The 20,266-nt window shown below is 42.5% G+C and carries 20 protein-coding genes; 9 read left to right on the top strand and 11 right to left on the bottom strand.

The window, feature by feature from the left end; genetic code table 11:
- Positions 1-59 precede the first annotated feature (59 nt).
- Together lipA and FW774_RS03090 are read left to right on the top strand one after the other, a co-directional pair.
- Positions 60-938, top strand: a complete 879-nt coding sequence (gene lipA / locus FW774_RS03100) for a lipoyl synthase (protein WP_149346679.1) — start codon at positions 60-62, stop codon at positions 936-938.
- 236 nt (positions 939-1,174) lie between these two features.
- A complete protein-coding gene (locus FW774_RS03090) occupies positions 1,175-1,486 on the top strand; it encodes a helix-turn-helix domain-containing protein (protein WP_149346678.1) in 312 nt (103 codons plus the stop codon).
- Between the two features lie 82 nt (positions 1,487-1,568).
- On the opposite strand, the gene FW774_RS03085 is transcribed toward FW774_RS03090, so the two are convergent.
- From FW774_RS03085 to FW774_RS03075, 3 genes are all read right to left on the bottom strand, one after another.
- On the bottom strand, positions 1,569-2,702 hold the full coding sequence (locus FW774_RS03085) for a glycosyltransferase family 2 protein (protein WP_242457688.1): 1,134 nt from the start codon (positions 2,700-2,702) through the stop codon (positions 1,569-1,571).
- Positions 2,683-3,657: a lysylphosphatidylglycerol synthase domain-containing protein gene (locus FW774_RS03080; RefSeq protein WP_149346677.1), complete on the bottom strand. Its 975-nt coding sequence runs from the start codon at positions 3,655-3,657 to the stop codon at positions 2,683-2,685. Before FW774_RS03080 ends, FW774_RS03085 begins: the two co-directional genes overlap by 20 nt.
- A gap of 378 nt (positions 3,658-4,035) precedes the next feature.
- Complete coding sequence (locus FW774_RS03075) at positions 4,036-5,106, bottom strand: PA0069 family radical SAM protein (protein ID WP_149346676.1); 1,071 nt, start codon at positions 5,104-5,106, stop codon at positions 4,036-4,038.
- Between the two features lie 161 nt (positions 5,107-5,267).
- On the opposite strand from FW774_RS03075, the gene apaG reads away from it, so the two are divergent.
- The 6 genes from apaG (at position 5,268) to FW774_RS03045 (ending at position 11,376) form a co-directional block, all read left to right on the top strand.
- Entirely contained in the window at positions 5,268-5,654 is a 387-nt protein-coding gene (gene apaG, locus FW774_RS03070; RefSeq protein WP_149346675.1) for a Co2+/Mg2+ efflux protein ApaG, read from the top strand.
- A 43-nt stretch (positions 5,655-5,697) separates the two neighbouring features.
- Positions 5,698-6,789: an alginate lyase family protein gene (locus tag FW774_RS03065; protein WP_149346674.1), complete on the top strand. Its 1,092-nt coding sequence runs from the start codon at positions 5,698-5,700 to the stop codon at positions 6,787-6,789.
- Positions 6,790-7,148: 359 nt separating this feature from the next.
- A complete protein-coding gene (locus FW774_RS03060; RefSeq protein ID WP_149346673.1) occupies positions 7,149-7,340 on the top strand; it encodes a hypothetical protein in 192 nt (63 codons plus the stop codon).
- Between the two features lie 16 nt (positions 7,341-7,356).
- Positions 7,357-7,917 (top strand): DUF2911 domain-containing protein, encoded by a 561-nt coding sequence (locus FW774_RS03055; protein ID WP_149346672.1) that lies wholly within the window; start codon positions 7,357-7,359, stop codon positions 7,915-7,917.
- Positions 7,918-8,272: 355 nt separating this feature from the next.
- Positions 8,273-9,169 carry a glycosyltransferase family 8 protein gene (locus tag FW774_RS03050; protein ID WP_242457687.1) on the top strand — a complete coding sequence of 299 codons (897 nt, stop codon included), beginning with the start codon at positions 8,273-8,275 and terminating at the stop codon, positions 9,167-9,169.
- Positions 9,170-9,324: 155 nt separating this feature from the next.
- Positions 9,325-11,376 (top strand): LruC domain-containing protein, encoded by a 2,052-nt coding sequence (locus FW774_RS03045; RefSeq protein ID WP_149346671.1) that lies wholly within the window; start codon positions 9,325-9,327, stop codon positions 11,374-11,376.
- Between the two features lie 140 nt (positions 11,377-11,516).
- On the opposite strand, the gene frr is transcribed toward FW774_RS03045, so the two are convergent.
- The 6 genes from frr to rplM form a co-directional block, all read right to left on the bottom strand.
- Positions 11,517-12,080 carry a ribosome recycling factor gene (gene frr / locus FW774_RS03040; protein WP_149346670.1) on the bottom strand — a complete coding sequence of 188 codons (564 nt, stop codon included), beginning with the start codon at positions 12,078-12,080 and terminating at the stop codon, positions 11,517-11,519.
- 64 nt (positions 12,081-12,144) lie between these two features.
- Entirely contained in the window at positions 12,145-12,849 is a 705-nt protein-coding gene (gene pyrH, locus FW774_RS03035) for a UMP kinase (RefSeq protein WP_149346669.1), read from the bottom strand.
- 129 nt (positions 12,850-12,978) lie between these two features.
- A complete protein-coding gene (tsf, locus tag FW774_RS03030; protein WP_149346668.1) occupies positions 12,979-13,818 on the bottom strand; it encodes a translation elongation factor Ts in 840 nt (279 codons plus the stop codon).
- 122 nt (positions 13,819-13,940) lie between these two features.
- On the bottom strand, positions 13,941-14,771 hold the full coding sequence (gene rpsB, locus FW774_RS03025) for a 30S ribosomal protein S2 (protein ID WP_149346667.1): 831 nt from the start codon (positions 14,769-14,771) through the stop codon (positions 13,941-13,943).
- An 18-nt stretch (positions 14,772-14,789) separates the two neighbouring features.
- Positions 14,790-15,176, bottom strand: a complete 387-nt coding sequence (gene rpsI / locus FW774_RS03020; RefSeq protein WP_149346666.1) for a 30S ribosomal protein S9 — start codon at positions 15,174-15,176, stop codon at positions 14,790-14,792.
- Positions 15,177-15,193: 17 nt separating this feature from the next.
- Positions 15,194-15,637: a 50S ribosomal protein L13 gene (gene rplM, locus FW774_RS03015; protein WP_149346665.1), complete on the bottom strand. Its 444-nt coding sequence runs from the start codon at positions 15,635-15,637 to the stop codon at positions 15,194-15,196.
- A 361-nt stretch (positions 15,638-15,998) separates the two neighbouring features.
- On the opposite strand from rplM, the gene FW774_RS03010 reads away from it, so the two are divergent.
- The gene (locus FW774_RS03010) at positions 15,999-16,694 is read left to right on the top strand and encodes a DUF4397 domain-containing protein (RefSeq protein ID WP_149346664.1); all 696 of its coding nucleotides are present in this window, start codon (positions 15,999-16,001) and stop codon (positions 16,692-16,694) included.
- A 209-nt stretch (positions 16,695-16,903) separates the two neighbouring features.
- Here the strand turns inward: FW774_RS03010 and FW774_RS03005 are convergent, their stop codons facing one another.
- Both FW774_RS03005 and FW774_RS03000 read right to left on the bottom strand, forming a co-directional pair.
- Positions 16,904-18,997, bottom strand: coding sequence for a M1 family aminopeptidase (locus FW774_RS03005; RefSeq protein ID WP_242457686.1), 2,094 nt, complete (start codon positions 18,995-18,997; stop codon positions 16,904-16,906).
- Positions 18,998-18,999: 2 nt separating this feature from the next.
- A complete protein-coding gene (locus FW774_RS03000) occupies positions 19,000-20,232 on the bottom strand; it encodes a TlpA disulfide reductase family protein (RefSeq protein WP_149346663.1) in 1,233 nt (410 codons plus the stop codon).
- Positions 20,233-20,266 lie beyond the last annotated feature (34 nt).

The raw sequence follows: 20,266 nt of genomic DNA, 5'->3' as shown, positions 1-20,266 counted from the left end.
TGTCAAAAACTGTTTATCAATAGCTTACATCTGCTGTTTAAATAGTTAACTTTGCAGCTATGATAGAATTACCGGTTATTCCTGCAAACCAGGCACAACGGCGTCCGGATTGGCTTCGGGTAAAGTTGCCTGTGGGTAAAGAGTACGCCCATGTACGCAGTCTGGTTGACGAGCATAAGCTGCATACCATTTGCGAGAGCGGAAACTGCCCGAATATGGGCGAATGCTGGGGAGCTGGTACCGCAACGTTTATGATTTTGGGAAATATCTGCACCCGGTCGTGCTCTTTTTGTGCTGTAGCAACCGGCAGGCCGCTGGCGGTAGATACAGATGAACCTGAACGTGTGGCAACTTCTATCCGCTTAATGAACGTTAAACATGCCGTTATTACTTCTGTTGACCGCGACGACCTGAAAGACGGAGGTTCCATTATCTGGGCCGAAACTATCAAAGCGGTTCGCCGGCAAAGCCCCGGAACTACCATGGAAACGCTCATTCCTGATTTTAAAGGTATCTGGGATAATTTGTATCGGGTATGCGAGGAGCGTCCTGAAGTGGTATCGCATAATATTGAAACAGTTAAGCGACTTACCCGCGAAGTACGCATACAGGCAAAATACGACCGCAGCCTGGAAGCGCTAAGGCGGATCTCTGAATTTGGCTTACGCACTAAATCAGGCATTATGCTTGGCCTTGGCGAAACCGAAGCCGACGTGCTGGAAACCATGCAGGACTTGGCCGATGCCGGAGTGCATATTCTTACCCTGGGGCAATATCTGCAACCTACAAAAAGCCATCACCCGGTTATTGACTGGATTCATCCCGACCAGTTTGCCTTTTACAAAGAAGCCGGTTTGAAGATGGGATTCAGGTATGTAGAAAGTGGCCCGCTGGTACGCTCTTCTTATCATGCGGAAAAGCATTTGTTTGATATGTAGCGTATTTAGAGACAGGAGACAAGATGTAAGAGACAAGACGGGGGTGTAAAGGCTAAAGGGCAATGATGTAGCTTTTGGGTTTCTATTTTATATCCTGTAAAAAATGCTATAAAATTTATTCGAGGAATCTTCTATTACGAAAACTATTGTCTTGATTTCTTTGAAACTTTAAAACCAGAAGTAAAGAGAAAATTCAACTGGACTTTACAGCTAATAGCGACAGTAACAATATTTCAATGAGCAAAGTACTGGAAAATAAAAAGTTAACTTCGTTTACCGCTCATCTGGATGAGCAATACGGAAAGAGAGGGACTGAGAGCAGAGTGCAATACGAGGAAGAATTTGAGGCTTTTAAACTTGGTGTTATAATTCAGGAGCTAAGAAAGGAGCAAGGTTTAACGCAGGAACAGCTTGCTGAAAAATGTGGAACAACCAAGACCTATATTTCCCGAATTGAAAATAACGCAAGTGATATCCGGCTTTCAACCTTAATGAGGATTATCAGGCAAGGATTAGGTGGAAATTTAAAACTAAGTGTAACTCACTAAGGAATCGTGTCATAATAGGCTCCCATCCTCGAAAGATCTATAACCACATAGATACATAGAAATTGCATAGATGAAATTTTTATTAACGCACCATCCGGCCTTTCCAGTAATATTTGCCTGAATTTCCGGCTAAACCGATATAAATAAAATAAAAAATGTGAATTACGGTTAATAATGGCAGATATCCTAACAATGATAAGCGCCTCATAAAAGCCATCACCGGGATCAGGAACAGCAATTCTACCAAAAATTTGACTGCTAATGTTCCTGCAGCGATGCACCAGTAACCGGCATTGAAAAGTCCCAGTACCCCGTTTAACAAGATCAGCACATTGAACAGCCAGATCAGCACGCCCAGCACCACAACGCCCTTGTTTTTATAGCGTGTACTTTTTGATGCCCAGCGACGGCGCTGCCGGATAAACTCTTTCAGATTAGGCTTGGCATAGGTATAAACAATGGCATCGGCCGATTTACAGAAACCAACCCCATGCGGATATTTAGAGGCTACCTTATGTAAAAAAAGCTCGTCGTCGCCCGAAGCAAGGTCATCAATGCCCCTGAATCCGTTTAGCTCAAAAAATACATCGCGGCGATAAGCCAGGTTTGCGCCGTTGCAGGTTGAGGGCATTTTATTGCCAATGGTTGATGCACCCAGGCCTATCAGATAAGCAAATTCCAGCGTTTGCAGTTGCTCAAACAGATTTTGCTCCTTAAAGTAAGCCACCGGCGATGATATCAGCTTTGGCCGGTGTATTTGATAATAGCTAACAATGGTACTGAGCCATTTTTTGCTCATGCGGCAATCGGCATCGGTGGTGATCAGCAATTCGCCGGTAGAAATATGGATAGCCTCGGTAATAGCCTTTTTCTTATAGGAATTTAAGGGCTCGCTTTCATTTAATTTTAGTAAAGTAACCCCCTTACCGGCATACGATCGTATTATTTCTGCCGTATTATCGGTAGAGTGATCATCAACCACAATAATTTCTACTAACTCCCGCGGATAATCCTGGTTCAGGATATCTTCAATAGTATGTTGAATGCCTGCCGCCTCGTTACGTGCCGCAATAAGCACGCTCACACGGGTTAAAGGAATAAAAGTTACCGGCTTAAAATAAGAGATATTCAGCCAGCCCCGCAGAAATGATACTACAACAAGTACATAGCCTGCGGTTAATATTGCCGATAAGATGCTAATTACGGTTAGTGCCAAAAAAGTTAAGTTTTAAAACAAATACAGAGCCTAAAATTGCCGGAATGATCAGGTTTACCAGCCATATACAGGCCGCTGCGGCCATAATGGCGATATCCTGGTTGGTAATATAACTGAAAAAATAAGTTGCCGTCATGCTGCGTACCCCTACATCGAGCAAATCTAAGGAAGGTAAAGCAGACTGAATAAAAAACAGGATAAGGATCATCATCACCATCTCAAAAACAGGTAATGCCGGAACCAGCAGATGAATAACCAGGTAATATTGCGATGTAAAAACGGCAAAACGCAGCACACAATACGAAAATACCTTTAGCAGATCACGCCGCCGGTAACGGGAGAGAATGGCCAGGAACTTATCAAAACGTTTCAGGAAACCGACGCTTCCTATCAGACTTTTTAACCAACGGATATTAAAATAGAAGATCAGGAAAAACAGGCAGAATACAATGCCTACAAAGGCGATGATGTTAAACAGCCAGTCGTCAAGCGGCACAAACCGGTAAATAAACCAGATAATGGCCAGCGAGCCCAGAACGTTTGTGATAACCATTTGTCCCCAGGCGCCTACAGCCATAGCGATAACGCCAAAAATACGCTTCCGCGGAGACAGGAAAAATACGCGTCCGCCAAATTCGCCGATACGGTTTGGCGTAAATATAGCCCAGGTAAGTCCGCAGAAAACAGATTCTATAGCTTTCCATAAGCTGATAGGCTCAATGGTCTTTACCAGGAATTTCCATTTGAGCGCTTCAAGGAACCAGTTCAGCAACATTAACGCAAATACACTGATCAATACCAGCTGAACATTGATAACCGGCAGATTTTTAAGCAGATGGTTAAAATTACTGAGGTTCTGATTATGGGTGAGCCGCCGGTAAATAAACACAAAAGCCAGTACCAGGATGACTGCTTTTATACCAATGCTTATAAGTTTTTTGGCTTTGGGGCTCAAACCGTGTGTTTAAAGATGCAATGTTACTAAACCTGTTGTTAAGGGACAAGTTGTAAAACGTTAAAGCCATTAAAAGGTTTGTGCGAGTTATAAGTTGGACTTCCTGCCGCAGGTAGCCTGTTCTAACCGTCGTCTGATCCTTAACGGCGCCCGGGATAATGGCGCCGTTGCTTTCATCATAGGCAGGATCAATTGAACTCAGTTCCAATTAGTTCTATGTTGCTTCCGTTATAAAAGATCTTCCTTTATAAGGACACGTTTAATTTTATGTGTGGTAGTTGTGAATGGACGGCGTCTTCACCGTCCATGGCTTCCTGCGGGGCTGGTGTCCTCCACCAGCAGCAATAAAAACATTATTCCATGAAATTTAACCATGTCCTAAAATAAACCCAGTTGCTTTCCGCCTAAGGGTGTAAAGTGCTCAAAATGAAGCGGCGGCAGGCTGCGGCCTTTCAAAAACCGGTTTACCGATATTTTAAAAAGCTGGTGAATACTCTCTGCAACAGCTCCTTCGCCACGCATGCGTTTGCCAAAACGGCTGTCATTCAGCTTGCCTCCGTGGCAGGCGGCTATCATGTGCAGCACTTTATCTGCCCTGTCGGGATAGGCTTTATGTACCCAATCGCTAAAAATTTCGGCAATGGCGCCATTAAGCCTTACAATGGTGAAAATAGCGGCCGATATACCTTCATCGGCAGCAGCCTTAATGAGTGTTGGTATTTCATCGCTGTTCAGGCCCGGAACAATAGGCGCCATCATTAACCGTACCGGTATGTTTGCGGAAGCCAGCTTATTGATTACCATCAGCCTGCTGTATGCCGTAACCGTTCGGGGCTCCATTTTTTGCCGCAAGCTTTCATTGAGCGAGTTAATAGTTACCGTAACGTGTACTAAATTCAAGCTGGCAAGCTCCTGTAAAATATCCATATCGCGTACAACCAGGTTATTTTTACTGATGATGCTAACCGGATGCCGGTATTTTAAAAATACTTCCAGCAGCGAACGCGTTATTTTCAGCTTTCGCTCAATGGGTTGGTAGCAATCGGTATTTCCCGAAAGCATAATGGGCGCAGGCTTATATCCCGGCTTATTAAAAAAATTTTCGAGCAGGGCGGCAGCGTTACGCTTTACAATTATTTTCCGCTCAAAATCAAGCCCGGCGCTAAAGCCCCAGTACTCGTGCGAATTGCGGGCGTAGCAGTACAAACAGCCATGCTCGCATCCCTGGTAAGGATTAATGGAATGCATAAACGGCAAATCCGGGCTGTTGGATATGCTGACAATCTTTTTCGGATGTTCCTCTATGAGTTGTGTAGCGGTATTTTCGAGCAAAACCTCGTCTAACCCTTCAATATGTTCGGTAACATAGCGGTTTTTAATAAACCGGTTATGCGTATTTACCTGTGCTCCACGGCCCTTAAAATATTCCTGATTCTCTTCAAATGGCATACACAAAAATACTAAAATATTTAGTATTTTCAATGCGCTTTTCAGAAAAATATTTTATTGCCCGAAACGTTAAAAATGTTTAGCTGGTAAAATATTTGTCAGAAACTGGCTTGATTTTTGGAATATGCCACCAGGAGTATTATTTTTATGAATTAGCTGTTATGATTGCACAAATTACAGAAGGCGTAAAAGTATCGGTAGAGACGTTATATCAGCCGGAATATTCTAATCCGGAGAGTGAGCATTTTATGTTTGCCTATAAGATAAAAATTGAGAATCTAAGTGATTACACGGTGCAGCTTATGCGCAGGCACTGGTTTATTTTTGATTCAAACGGCAGCCGGCGTGAGGTGGATGGCGAAGGTGTGGTTGGCCAGCAACCGGTTATTGAACCCGGAGATAATCACGTGTATGTATCGGGCTGTAACCTCAAATCGGATATGGGCAACATGAAAGGAACTTACCAAATGAAACGCCTGGTTGATAATGAAACGTTTGAGGTTAACATTCCCGAATTTCACCTGATTGCACCTTACCGGCTGAACTAACAGAAATTCATAACACCAATTTTATACTTTTCAAACCTTATTAATGACTACCCGCATACTTCTGCTGCTGACGATTTTGCTGTTGGCATTTACAACAAAGGCACAATATGTTAGCTTAAACCCGCAGGAATTGCAACAGTTAAAATCGCTGATTAAGACTGATGTTCAGGTAAAAAAGCTGTATGCATCTATTCAGCATACGGCAGAGCAGGCATTATTCGAGACACCGAATCCCATCGATACCATACGTACCGAAGGTTTGTTAAAAGGACATCCCAAGAAGACGGCAACAGCCGCAGCATTAAAGGACATGCCCAAAATGTATGCACTGGCGCTCACCTATCGCGTAAGCAATGATAACAGGTATCTTGAAAAAGCGATTGATTATTTAAAGGCCTGGGCAGCTCATAATACACCTAATGGCGACCCGATTGACGACACCAATCTTGACGATGCCATTGAAGCCTATGATCTAATAAAAGAAAAGCTTAACGCTGATGATATTACCCTGATAAGCGGATGGCTGAAGAAAACCGCCGAAACCGAGATCACCAGCAAATACAATAGTCCCAAACGCTCAACATCGTATAATAACTGGCACTCACACCGGTTAAAAATCATTGGCGAAATAGCTTACGCAATAAATAACGAGCAATTACAGCAATACACCATAAACGAACTTAAAACGCAGCTGGAAAGAAATCTGAATCCCGATGGTTCAAGTATAGATTTTAAGCTTCGTGATGCCTTGCATTATCATGTATACGATTTAGAGCCGCTGCTTGAACTGGCCATTGTTTTGAAACGGGCAACAGGCGTAAACTACTATACCTGGCAATCACCAACCGGTTCTTCAATAGAAAAATCTGTCAATTGGCTTCTGCCTTACCTAAACGGACAAAAAACGCATCAGGAATATGTGAACACTACCGTGAAATTTGATATTGCACGGGCAAAAAACAACGAAGCCGGTCACGAGATAGGAGCGCTTTTTGAACCGCGTAAAGGTACAACCGTGCTTTTACTGGCCTCGTATTTTAACGATCATTTGCAGCAGGTTGCCAATAATTTATTACAAACAACTGCACATTATCCTAAATGGCAAACAGTTCTTAACGAAATCATGAATCGTTAGTGCTTCTCTTTCTTATTGACAGCTAAATAGTTATATCCATTATACAAATACTGGGCATAAGTTTTTTTCTGCCCTTGTAAATAAATATTTAAATCTAAAATCGAACTCTTATGAAGAAAGTAACTCGTTGAATACCATTGAGAAACATAAAAATCAATGAATAACCGAACGCAGTGAGCTCATGAATACCACTAAAAACATAAAAAAACAATGAATAACCGAGCAAAGCGAGCTCATGAATGCCATTGGAAAACCATAAAACCCTAATGAATAATCTCTGTTAAACCTGTTTTGAGCAGAATTATTAATAGAACTCAGGTTATTATAGATTATTTTTATTTTTGAAAAAAATTACAGCCATGTCAAATCATTCAGAAACTAAAGAAAACAACTCATTGTATTACATCCTTGCTGTTATATTTGGTATTTTAACCGCCTGGGTAATTACTCAATCTATTTTATTTTGTGTATTGGGTGCCATCCTCGGACTGCTTACAGCCGGATTTTACGCTAATGTTCTTGCCAAACATAACGACGATAACGGTTTATAAATAATACATACTTCCTATGAAAAAGCATGTTTTGATAATAGGTGCTATCCTGTTTTTGGTGTTATCTGCCAGGGCACAGGATTACAAATTTGCCCCTATGGATAAAAGTCCGGCAGATATTGTGTATTATCCCATTAATGCCCCTAAAAGCAAAAATCCGCACATCGACCCGCTAATACGGGTTATATATTCGCGTCCGCAAAAAAACGGGCGTGAGATCTTTGGTGTGCTCGAGCAGTTTGGCAAGGTATGGCGCACCGGGGCCAACGAATCTACCGAGATAAAATTTTATAAGCCTGTAGTGCTTGGTAATACCAGAATCAAGGCCGGAACCTACAGCCTGTTCACCATTCCCGAGAAGGAAAGCTGGACTATCATCATTAACAAAAATACCGACAGATGGGGCGCTTTTACGTATGATCAAGGTCAGGATATTGCCCGTTTAACGGTACCTGTTATTCATATAGCCAAGCCTATTGAGGTATTATCTATCACGTTCAGGGATAACGAAGGAAAAACCGTTATGGTGATCGGCTGGGATCAGACAGTTGTTGAAGTTCCCTTCACTGTTAAATAAACAAAGCGCCATGGTAAACCATGACGCTTCAACCTAAACCTTATCACAATCGACCAATATTTCATCGGTCATTAGTATAAACGCAGTTATTTGTGTGATGTTTTAATTTTTTTAAAACATCGTATATTCTACTCATTTACAGCATATTATTTTCTATTTTAGCACTAACCAGATATAACCGTTTATTATAAAACCTTATACCCGGAGTAATGAGATTAGTTATACAGCTTCTCATGTTATGCGTTCTTGACACATCAACGAGGCCACCTTTGTACTTTAAATTTCTTAATATGCCATAACAACCGATAATTGATGTATTTTTGATACGTTTAAATAAATCTTGCAGTTCGGTATTTTGAAAGATCAGATTGTTATTGTTACGGTTTGCGATGATCATTATGTGGTTTTGCTGGCTGCATTGATCCGGTCAATAGTAATAAACCACACCGGCAATGAACGTATCATACTTTATATTGTTGAAGATGGTCTGGCGCCTGATAACAAGCAAAAAATCCAGGGGCTGACAGATCCTGAAAAAACACAGATTAACTGGCTGAGCATGACCGATGCGCTGCCGCCGGGTATACAATTACCGTTAGACCATAGCTCGTATCCGCTTAACATTTACGCCCGGTTATTTATCCCATATTTTTTACCGGCCGGTTTAGAAAAGGCACTCTACCTGGATGTAGATATGCTTGTTTTGCACGATGTAAGTATCCTCTGGCAATTGGATATCAGCAATTTTTACCTGGCCGCTGTGCCCGATCCGCGTATAAAAACAGTGGATAACGCCTGGGGAGGCATTAAAAACTATCGTGATTTCGGCCTACAACCTCAAACACCTTATTTTAATACAGGTTTGTTGCTGATCAATCTCTCCAAATGGCGTGAAGATGATATAGCCAATCGGATAATAGCCCTTATTCAGGCTAATAAGGCATCAGCCAATTACCCCGACCAATATGGATTAAATGTGGTTTTGGCCAACCGCTGGTTAGCGCTTGACCCCTTGTGGAATTGTTTTGCATCAGAGGATATGGAAGACCCCTATATTATACATTTTATATCACGTAAGCCTATTTATAAAACATATAACAATAATCCCCGCTACTACCAGCTGTTTTATAGTTACCTTGAAAAAACACCCTGGCAAAACAGCAAGCCGCTGGGTGAAGGTAGACGTTATCTGAAAAAGATCACCAATATATTTCACAAGATACGGTCTTCGGTGTTTGGTAAAGCTAAATAACTGCTATCCGAGCATTTATTCCCCGATACGGGTATTTTATTCCACAACCCGGGGTCTTACGGGCCCCGAATACAGCTATAAAGCCAATATATCCATTTGGAACAGATATTGTTTTTGTTGAGCGTTAGATCAACTTTAAGCTGAAAATTTAAAAAATGAGAACCTGTTTACCTTTAACGCTTGCCCTGTCTGTATTAATCGGCTTATCATCCTGTAAAAAGGAAGTTGTAAATGGTGATACAAACGAAAATATAGGAAATTCTAAAATAGCTCCCGACGGTTTTAATTATGCAACCACTAAAACGGTAAGTATTAATATCCGGCTTTTAACTAATAATGACGAGCCTGTTTCCGGAGCCGTAGCCAGCATTTACTCGCCACAGCATCTTAATAACGGAGATGAATTATTAAAAGTTGCCAGCGATAAAGAAGGCTACCTGAAAGGAACTATAAATATTCCTGCTTATTTGGATGAGCTGATTGTCTCACCGAACTACGTAGGCTTAATCTCAAAGGCAAAAGTAAGCATTGTTAATAATGCCGTTAGCGGTGTTATTGGCGGAAAGACCGGCTATAGCGGTAACGTGGTTGCCTATGCTACGGCTAACAAAAAGCTGACCTCCTCAGGTTTTACAACCAAGGTAGACAGTTATGAGTACATGGGTACTTTTGACGGTTCCGGACGGCCCGATAGCTATCGTGAGCCTGTACAGGATGTGATCAGTGCATCATTACTACAGTATATTAATAATTCGCTGCCTGAGTTTCAGGATGTCAGGGTACATCATCCAACATATCTTTCGGAAGCCGCACCGGCAACCATAGATGTAACAAAAAAATCCGACATCTATATTACATTTGTTACCGAGGGCGCCGACTACCTGAATGCCATTGGTTATTATACCTACCCAACCGGCAATCCGCCTAAAAGTTTAGCGGCCATTTCCAAGATCTATTATATGTTCCCTAACGCTTCGTTGCCGGGTTCTGGTGGCTATCTGAACCAGGGCGATAAGATCAAGTTAGGTAACTTTCAGCCGGGAACGTCTATTGCATTTGTGTTATTCTCAAACGGTTGGACCGGTAGCGGTGTAAACCCGAATGTTACTCAATATCACTCTGATGCGGTATTTAATCCCGAAGTTTCACAAAACTTAAACCGGCACACTGTGGTATTAAAAGATACCAAGGATAACCTGGTGCTCATCGGCTTTGAAGATAATAACCGTGAAAGCCCAACCTGCGACCAGGATTTTAACGATATTGTTCTGTACGCAACCTCAAGTGTTCCCGATGCTATTTCGCAGGATGATCTTCCATCGCTTGAAAACGGTGTGGATACCGATGGCGATGGTGTATCTGATGGCAGCGATGAGTTCCCGAATGATCCTGCACGGGCATATACCTCTTATTTCCCATCTAAAAATAACTGGGGCACATTAGTTTATGAAGACCTTTGGCCTAAAACCGGCGACTATGATCTGAACGATATGGTGGTAGGTTACCGCTACAAATTTGTACGTAGTGCAAGCAATAACGTTGTTGACCTGGTAGGTGAATATAGCTTGCTGGCTTCGGGCGCAACATATAAAAATGGCTTCGGGGTTGAATTGCCTTTTTCATCAGGTGTTGTAAGCAGTGTTACCGGACAAAAGCTGATCAGCTCATACATCAGCCTGGCTGGCAATGGTGTAGAGGCCGGGCAATCCAATGCAGTGATCATACCTTTTGACAATCAAAGTGCATTGCTTAACGGAAACGGCTCGTCTCCATACATCAATACTGTAAACGGACAGCCTTATGTTCACAGCGATACCATCCAGGTAAAATTAACCTTTACCTCACCGCAACCTGCTTCTATCTTGGGTAGTGCTCCCTTTAATCCGTTCCTGATAAGTAACCTGAGGAGAGGGTACGAAGTGCACTTACCGGGATTTGCGCCTACTGCCAAAGCACAAACCAGCTTGTTTGGCACCGAACAGGATAACAGCAATCCTGGCAGCGGCAGGTATTATGTTACCGCAAATAACCGTCCGTGGGCTATCAGCTTTGTTGAACCGTTTCAATATCCTGCCGAAAGTAACAATATAGCAGATGCTTATTTGCATTTCCTGGATTGGGCGCAATCAGGCGGACAATTATTTACAGATTGGTACAAAGGAACCGGTGCCGGATACCGGAACAGTGGTTTGATCTATTCTAAATAATTTACCTGCGTCATTCCTTAAGTAGCGCAAATACTGTAAAAAGGAATGACGTAGTTTAACGTTCTCACATAATACAAAAGGGGCGTCGATTCTTTAACAGAACGACGCCCCTTTTACTTTGCGGGTGCTTATTTGTTTGATTACACCGTCATGATGTCTTTTTCTTTAGACTCGGCATGCTTATCAACCTTAACAATGTATGCATCGGTTAATTTCTGTACTTCTGCCTCGCCAACTTTAAGCTCATCATCTGATACACCTTCTGATTTCAGCTTTTTAATTTTCTCATTGGCGTCTTTACGGATGTTACGAACGGCTACACGCCCTCTCTCGGCTTCTTCTTTTACTTTTTTAACCAGGTCACGCCGGCGTTCTTCGGTTAACGGCGGAACATTTAACCGGATAACTGTACCATCATTTTGCGGATTAAGGCCGATATTGGCTTCCATAATAGCCTTTTCAATAGTTACCAGCAGGTTTTTTTCCCAAGGCTGAACTACCAGTGTGCGGGCATCGGGCGTGTTAATGGTACCTACCTGTGATAATGGAGTAGAAGTGCCGTAATAATCTACATAGATACCATCCAGCATAGACGGCATAGCTTTGCCGGCCCGTATCTTGGTTAGCTCACTTTCGCAGTGTTCAATGGCCTTTTCCATGCTGGCCCGTGCATCATCTAATTGTTTTTTTATTAGATCGTTCATAAGGAACAAATATGGTGTAAAAATTAAACTTACTATTTATTACAATAATAAATGCTCTTTAAAGCTATTTTACCAAAGTACCTATCGAGTCGCCATTGGTTATACGCATAAAGTTACCTGGTTTATTCATATCGAACACAATAATAGGTAATTTATTTTCCTGGCAAAGTGTAAACGCTGTCATGTCCATCACGTTCAAGCTTTTATCGTATACTTCCTGGAAAGAGATCTCGTCATATCGCGTTGCCGAAGGATCCTTTTCAGGGTCGGCCGTATAAATGCCATCTACACGGGTACCTTTTAAAACCACATCGGCCTGTATTTCTATAGCCCGTAATGAAGCACAGGTATCGGTTGTAAAATAAGGATTGCCTGTACCGGCTCCAAAAATTACAACCCTGTTTTTTTCAAGATGGCGTACAGCCCGGCGGCGGATGAACGGTTCGCAGATCTGTTCCATTTTTATGGCAGTCATTAACCGGGTTTTAACGCCGATCTTTTCCAACGCATCCTGCAGCGCCATGCTGTTTATCACCGTGGCAAGCATCCCCATATAATCGGCCTGTACACGATCCATTCCCGATTTCTCGGCGCTTAAACCCCGAAAAATATTACCTCCGCCAATTACAATACCTATCTGTATGCCTTTATCATGTACGGCTTTAATATCCTGTGCATATTGAGCAACACGCTCACTGTCTATGCCATATTGTTTATCGCCCATCAGGGACTCACCGCTAAGTTTTAAGAGGATGCGTTTGTAGTTCATTTAATAGAAAAAGTTTGGCAAAAATAGTAAAAACTTCCGATTGGGAAACGTTGATTGGGTTTTATAAAAAAATCCCTGTCCGGTAAAGAACAGGGATTTTTGGTTTTTTCTTAAACCGATGAAGTTTAATTAAGCGCCTAACTGTACGCGTTTAAATGCGGTAACAGTTAATCCTTTTGACACACTGTCAAGGAATTGAGCTATATTTTTCGAAGAATCTTTAACAAACTCCTGGTTTAACAGGGTTGATTCTTTGTAGAACTTATTCAGTTTGCCGGCAGCGATCTTTTCAACCATCTCTTCGGGTTTACCTTCTGCACGGATTTGCTCTTTGGCAATTTCAAGCTCACGCTCAATGGTTTTGGCATCTACGTCGCCTTTATCAATAGCTACGGGATTCATAGCTGCAATTTGCATGGCCACGTCTTTACCGGCTTCTTCAGCTCCGGCAGCATCAGCGCTTAAAGCAACCAATACACCTAAGCGGTAGTTACCGTGAATATAAGCAATTACTTTTTCGCCGCTTACTTTCTCGTATTTAGAAACGCCAATCTTCTCGCCGATCTTTCCGGTTTGGTCTAACAGCAGGTCAGATATCTTTGCTCCGTTTAAATCAAGCGTCAGCAATTCATCAATAGAAGCAGGTGTTTTTTCAACAGCAAGGTCGGCTACGCTGTTAGCAAAAGCAATAAAGTCAGCATTTTTAGCCACGAAATCCGTTTCGCAGTTTACTTCAACAATTACACCGGTTTTGCCATCGGCAGTAGTTTTGGCAATCACAACACCTTCGTTAGAATCACGATCCTGGCGGCTTGCAGCTACCTTAGCGCCTTTTTTGCGCAGGTAATCAATAGCAGCTTCAAAGTCGCCGTTAGCTTCGGTTAATGCTTTTTTACAATCCATCATACCTGCGCCGGTTTGCTGGCGCAGCTTATTTACGTCTGATGCAGAAATTTGTACTGTAGACATTGTTTTATTATTAGTCCCTCCCAACCTCCCCGCCGACTGGCGGGAAGGAGAAGGAAAAGTTTTCAAAAATTATGTTTATTTAAGTCCTCTCCTTTGGAGAGGATTTAGGTGAGGCCGGCTTTTTATTCTTCGCCTTTAGCTTCTGTTTCGGCTTCCGCTTTTACGGTTTCGCGTTTTGCAGGAGCAGCAGCTTCGGCAGCTTCGCCACTGTCAATTTTAGCTTTCGCAGCAGCAGCTTCTTTTTCAGCTTCGTCTTCTTTTTCGCGTTTACGCTCTTCCAAACCTTCCTGAATAGCCTGGATCATGATGCTGGTTATTAACGAAATGGATTTGGTAGCATCATCATTTGCCGGGATCGGGAAATCAATGTTTGAAGGATCAGAATTGGTATCAACCATTGCGAAAGTTGGAATATTCAGCTTTAACGCTTCGGTAACCGCAATGTGTTCCTTCTTAACGTCGATAATAAATAAAGCAGCAGGTAAGCGGTTCAGGTCAGAAATACCACCTAATAACGTTTCCAGCTTAACACGCTCACGTTGTATCATCAGTTTTTCCTTTTTTGATAATACATCGTAAGTGCCGTCTTTAGTCATCTTATCAATGTTTGACATCTTTTTGATAGACTTACGCACAGTAGCAAAGTTGGTTAACATACCACCCAGCCAACGCTCGGTTACATACGGCATGTTTACATTCTTAGCCTGCTCGGCCACAATGTCTTTAGCTTGCTTCTTAGTAGCAACAAATAACACTTTTCGGCCTGATTTTACTATTTGTTTTAAAGCAGCGGCAGCTTCTTCTACCTTGCTTAAAGTTTTATTTAAATCGATAATGTGGATGCCGTTGCGCTCCATGAAAATGTACTGCGCCATTTTCGGATCCCATTTGCGGGTAAGGTGACCAAAGTGTACACCTGCATCCAGTAAATCCTGATATGTTGTTCTAGCCATTGTTTGATCCTCCTTAAATTAACGTTTACTAAATTGAAATCTTTTACGGGCTTTTTTGCGGCCTGGTTTTTTACGCTCAACCATACGGTCGTCACGGGTAATAATACCTTTTGACCGTAACGCAGATTTCGTTTCCGGATCTAACTCAACAATAGCTTTGGCAATAGCTAAACGCACCGCCTCGGCCTGGCCTTTAACACCACCACCGGCAACATTTACGGTAACATCAAATTTTCCGGCAGAACCAGAAACTTCGGTAGATTGTGTTACAATATATTGCAGCGGCAACGTTGGAAAGTACTCTTTATAATCTTTACCGTTCACGGTAATGTTACCATTTCCCTCTTTTAAGTAAATGCGGGCAACGGCGGTTTTTCTTCTTCCTGAAGTGTTTGTTGTTGACATTTCTTTCTCCTTTAAAATTAAAGTTTAATTTCTTTTGGGCTTTGTGCCGCATGCGGATGCTCATTGCCTGCATAAACGTACAGGTTTTTGAAAAGCGCACGGCCCAGGCGGTTTTTAGGTAACATACCACGTACAGCCTTTTCAACTATACGCTCCGGATGTTTATCCAATAATTCTTTTGGAGAAATAAAACGCTGGCCTCCCGGATAACCTGTATAGCGAACATAAGTTTTGTCGCTCAGCTTATTACCGGTTAGTTTAACCTTGTCTGCATTAATAACAATAACGTTATCGCCGCAGTCTACGTTTGGGGTGTACGTAGGCTTGTGTTTTCCGCGAATAATCATAGCGATTTTCGAAGACAAGCGCCCCAAGATCTCTCCTTGTGCATCAACAACTACCCATTCTTTGTTGATGGTGTTTTTGTTGGCAGAGACAGTTTTGTAACTTAACGTATTCACTTGCTTGATATTAAATAATTAAACAATTTATATTACCCCTTTTTAAAGGGACTGCAAAGATAGGCTAATTTGTTTAATTGTCAAACAGTTAGTGCGCTTTTTTAAAGTAGCATAGTAATCGGCCCCGGCTAACTATTTTTTTGAAAAGCAATTGCAGCATGCTATCGGCCCCGGTAGTCCCGTCATACGCTATAGTTTGCATTCGTTCCTCATGCAAAGCTGCCGCTGCTGCCGGGTTTAGATAAGCCGGGCCAGTGCTGCAATTCCACCCCGGTCAGGAAGAATTAACTTATTTTAACATATCTCATTTAAATTTTAACTGTAATTTTGGTTATCCGTTTACTTTATTTGCCATTAAGAAATGAATAATTTATACAACAAGATCAAATTTCCTGCTGCTTTTTTTATGGGTTTGGTAATAACCTTTACAGCCTGCTCTAAAAAAAGCGATGATAACAGCAGTATTACTACGGCCGGAATAGCCGTATTGCATGCTGCGCCAGGATTACCAGCTATTGATTTCTATCTCCAGGGAAGCAAGATCAACAAATTAATTCCCATTAGCTATACCGATACCATAACTTACAGGTATGCTTATCCTGCCGATTACCCAGTGGTGATCAAAAAATACCTTTCGGCTATTACCTATATTACTGATACCATAACCCTGGCATCAGGCAAAAACTATACATTGTGCGTTACCGGAACTCCCGATGCCGTAAAACCGCTCATATTGGAAGATGACCTTACCGCCCCCGCTTCCGGAAAATCGAAAGTCCGTTTTGTAAATTTAAGCCCCGATGCGCCTGCACTCGATGTTAAATTTAACAACGAAACAAAGTATACCAACCAGGCTTATAAAAGCTCAACTGCGTTTAGCAGTATAGACACGGCAACGTATACCGTTTCATTATTGGCTACCGGCAGCTCTACCACGCTTAGCCAGCAAGCTCTTAAATTTGAGTCCGGAAAAATTTACACTGTGTATGCCAAAGGCTTGCAGTCAACCGCGGTAGATTCACTTAAGTTAAGCGTGGGTGTAATGGGAAATAAGTAGGGCTAAAGATTGCTCTCCCTGGGCAGGAAGCGAAGTTGCACAGGCAGGGCTAAAAAGCCCGGAAACCTGTCCTACGGACAAAGAACTTTCATGGAGAATTTATTTCATCCCGAAACTTCGGTATTATCCCTCAGGATGATGAGAGCTTTTTGGTCAGCCCCGGATAACGATAAAAACATTTTCATGACTACAACCTCCCGCCTCCTCTTTTAATTCTTCAACGCATTCAGCACACTTGGCGCTTTATCCCGGGCAGCCTGACTGAAAACGGTTTTATTATCTTCTTTGGCGTAAACCGATTTTAAGGTAGAAATTGCCGCCGCCCGCACATACGAACGTTCATCATGCAGGGCCATATCGCGGATGCGACCCAGAACCTGTTTCCGTTCCGGTTCGGTAAGCTTAGGCACAAAATCTACTGCCAACCGGCGAATGTACCAATGCTTATCCTGCAAAGCTTTTATCAGCGTGGCATGTGCCTGCGGTTCTGTTGCAGAGCGGCTCAGCGCCTGAACGGCCTCTATTCTATCCATAAATAAAGGAGCATGCGCATATTGATAGCTGTTTTGCTGGATGGTTTTATTCTCGGTTCTCTCTGCAAGCAGGTATTTTTCGGCATCCACATTAATTAATTGCGGTTCTGCGGATACGGGAAAGCTGAACGTTTCAGATTGTTTGGTCACGGTAATCGCTTTGCGTTCAGCTTTTCCATCAACGTAAATATCAATGGCCATTGGTAAACGGAACAGCGGCATTTTGGTCAGATCCTGCTCCTGTTTAATGGTTACTACAGCCTCATGCTTTGCATTATCATAGCTGGTTTGGATGTTCAGCTTTGGGTTTCCGGCAGCTAAAAACCACTGGTTGAAAAACCAATTCAAATCCTGACCGGTAACTTCTTCAAAAGCCATTCGCAGGTTATGGATTTCGGCAGTTTTATACGCGTAGCGGGTAAGATATAGCTTCAGGGATTTGAAAAAAGCATCATCGCCAACCGTTTTGCGAAGCATGTGTAATACACGTCCGCCTTTTTCGTACGATACGGCATCGAACATCTGCTCGCGGTCTGCATAATCAAAACGTATGGCATTAAGTGTTTTGTTTTCGGGCTTAGCCAGGTATTTCTGGGCATCTTTATAGTTAAGATAATCGGCATCTTCCACACCGTATTTATATTCCCGCCACAGGTATTCGCCATAATTGGCAAACGATTCATTAAGCGGTAAATTGGCCCACGATTCTGCCGTTACCAAATCGCCAAACCAGTGGTGAAAAAGCTCATGCGAAATAATGTCTTCGTAGTTTTCATCCAGGCATTCGCCCGGCGTCATGTTCATCCTGTCAAATAATACGGTGGCGCTGGTATTTTCCATAGCGCCGGCAACAAACTCACGTACCACGATCTGTGAATATTTATCCCACGGAAAATCCACACCGGTTTTTTTAGAGAAAAACTCGATCATTTCCGGTGTTTTCCCAAAGATCAGGCGGGCATTTTTGGCATATTGCGGCTCCATGTAATAATTCACTTCCTTGTTACGCCATTTATCCTTTACAATGGTAAAATCTCCCGCCGCCATCATGGTCAGATATGTGGAGTGCGGCTTATCCTGACGCCAGCTATCGGTACGTGTGCCATCACCATTATCGCTCGAAAAATCCAGCTCACCGTTAGAAAGTGTCACCATCTTTTCTGGAACGGTAATGCTGATCTCCTGGGTCATTTTCTCCTGCGGGCCGTTTATGGTGGGGAACCAGTTGGAATTACATTCCGTTTCGCCCTGTGTCCACACTTGCCGGGGATCTTTTATAAAGTAAACACCCCGGTCATCGTTCGAGTTAATATCCACACCTGCCTTTAATTTATTGGGCATGGCTACATAATCGATAAAAACAGTATACGTATCCGTGTTGGTGTACGTTTTATCCAATTGTATGGTTAACAATTTACCATCGTACAGATAGTTGAGCGGAGTTCTATCTTCCTTTTTCTCCAGCGATACTTCGTTGATCTTAAATCCATTGGCATTTAAGATCAGCTGATTTGAAGGATAAAAATACGGCCGGGCTTTGATGGTGGCTTTACCGATAACAAAAGCGCTGTCCCAGTTAAAGTTAATATCCAGTTTGGTATGTAAAATATCGGTGAGCTTAGTGTAGCTACCGCGATAAATGGTACTGCCGGGGGCATTGGCACTAACTTTTACGGCATCTAATGCTACTTTTTGAGTGGTACACGCTGTTATAAAAAATGCCGCCGAAAGGTAGAGGCAGCACTGCAATCTCGGTATTCTTATCATCATAATTATTTTTCGGCCAGTAAGCTATCTGTAAATCGTTCAAATTCTTTGGTGAAATTAGAGTAATAGGCGCCGGTTCCGGGGCCGCTGAAACCGGTATGAATTTTACGAACATCACCTTTTTTATCCACAATAACGGTAGTTGGAAACGCCGCAAAATTACGAAGCGCCGGCATACTTTTTAAAACTTCTTTATTGGTATAGCCGGTTGCCAGCAATTTATATTGAATATCAAACCTGTTCTTAAGTTCTGTCAGGTTTTTCTTTGCCTTTCCGAAATCTGGTGTTCGCTCATAAGCCAGACCGATAACTTCCACACCGCGATTTTTATAACGGCTGTAGAATGAAGAGAGGTAGGCGGTTTCGTCCATACAGTTAGGACACCATGATCCCATAAACTGGATAATTACTACTTTATTTTGATACCGGGCATCAGTCAACGATACTTTGTTGCCGTTTAGATCGGGAAATGCAAATGTTAGGGTGCGGTACCCGGGCTTTAGCGACGTTAATAAATAGGGATCGGGAAGCATAGCTTTGGCATCCCGTTTTGCCGACCATCCGGCTATGGAGGAGTAACCGGAGTAAAATTTTCCATCGGTAATTATGCTGTCAGACTTAATGGTCCCGGTAAATAAAAAAGCATGCGAACCGTCAAAGCAGGAGAGCGATAATTTGTCATCGGCAACCATTCCTTCCAGGTAGCGAAAATCGCCACTGGGCGTTAAAAACGTACCGGTAATATTCGTATCATGCTGCTTAAACTCACCGATGGCAACTGTTGTATCGGTTGAATCCTGATCGACAAAGGCAGCAGACCATTTACCAGTAATATTAAAACGGGGTTTTGCAGCAATTTTAAGAAAGCGCCAGTCTTTGTCGGGTTCGGCGTTGAACTCCATTTTCACGTCGCTATCAGCCAGATGCTTGATCCAGTATCCTGTAAGGTTTCCGTTCAGAACAGCACTTTTAATTTCCGAATCGAATATCGGTAACCGGATATTGACCGAATCAGAGCTGATATGAATGCTGTCGACCCGCAACCGTTCACCGGCATTGATAATATACATGATCCGCTTACCTGCCGTATCCCTCAGCTCAAAATTAAAAGGTATTTCTATGCCCGAATCCGTTTTCAAGGTAGCCCGCCAAACACCCGTGTGTACGCTTTTAGAAGAGTTTTTACAGGCTCCCAAAATAATTATCAGCATAATGACAGGTAAAAGTATTTTCTTCATCAGGATTTATTAATTATCAAATGTAAGGTGCAAT

Origin of the sequence: Pedobacter sp. BS3, assembly GCF_008274585.1 — a bacterium.
Taxonomy (GTDB): Bacteria; Bacteroidota; Bacteroidia; order Sphingobacteriales; family Sphingobacteriaceae; genus Hufsiella_A.
Note: the sequence above shows the minus strand (reverse complement) of the source record. Positions and strands in the feature narration are given on the sequence as shown.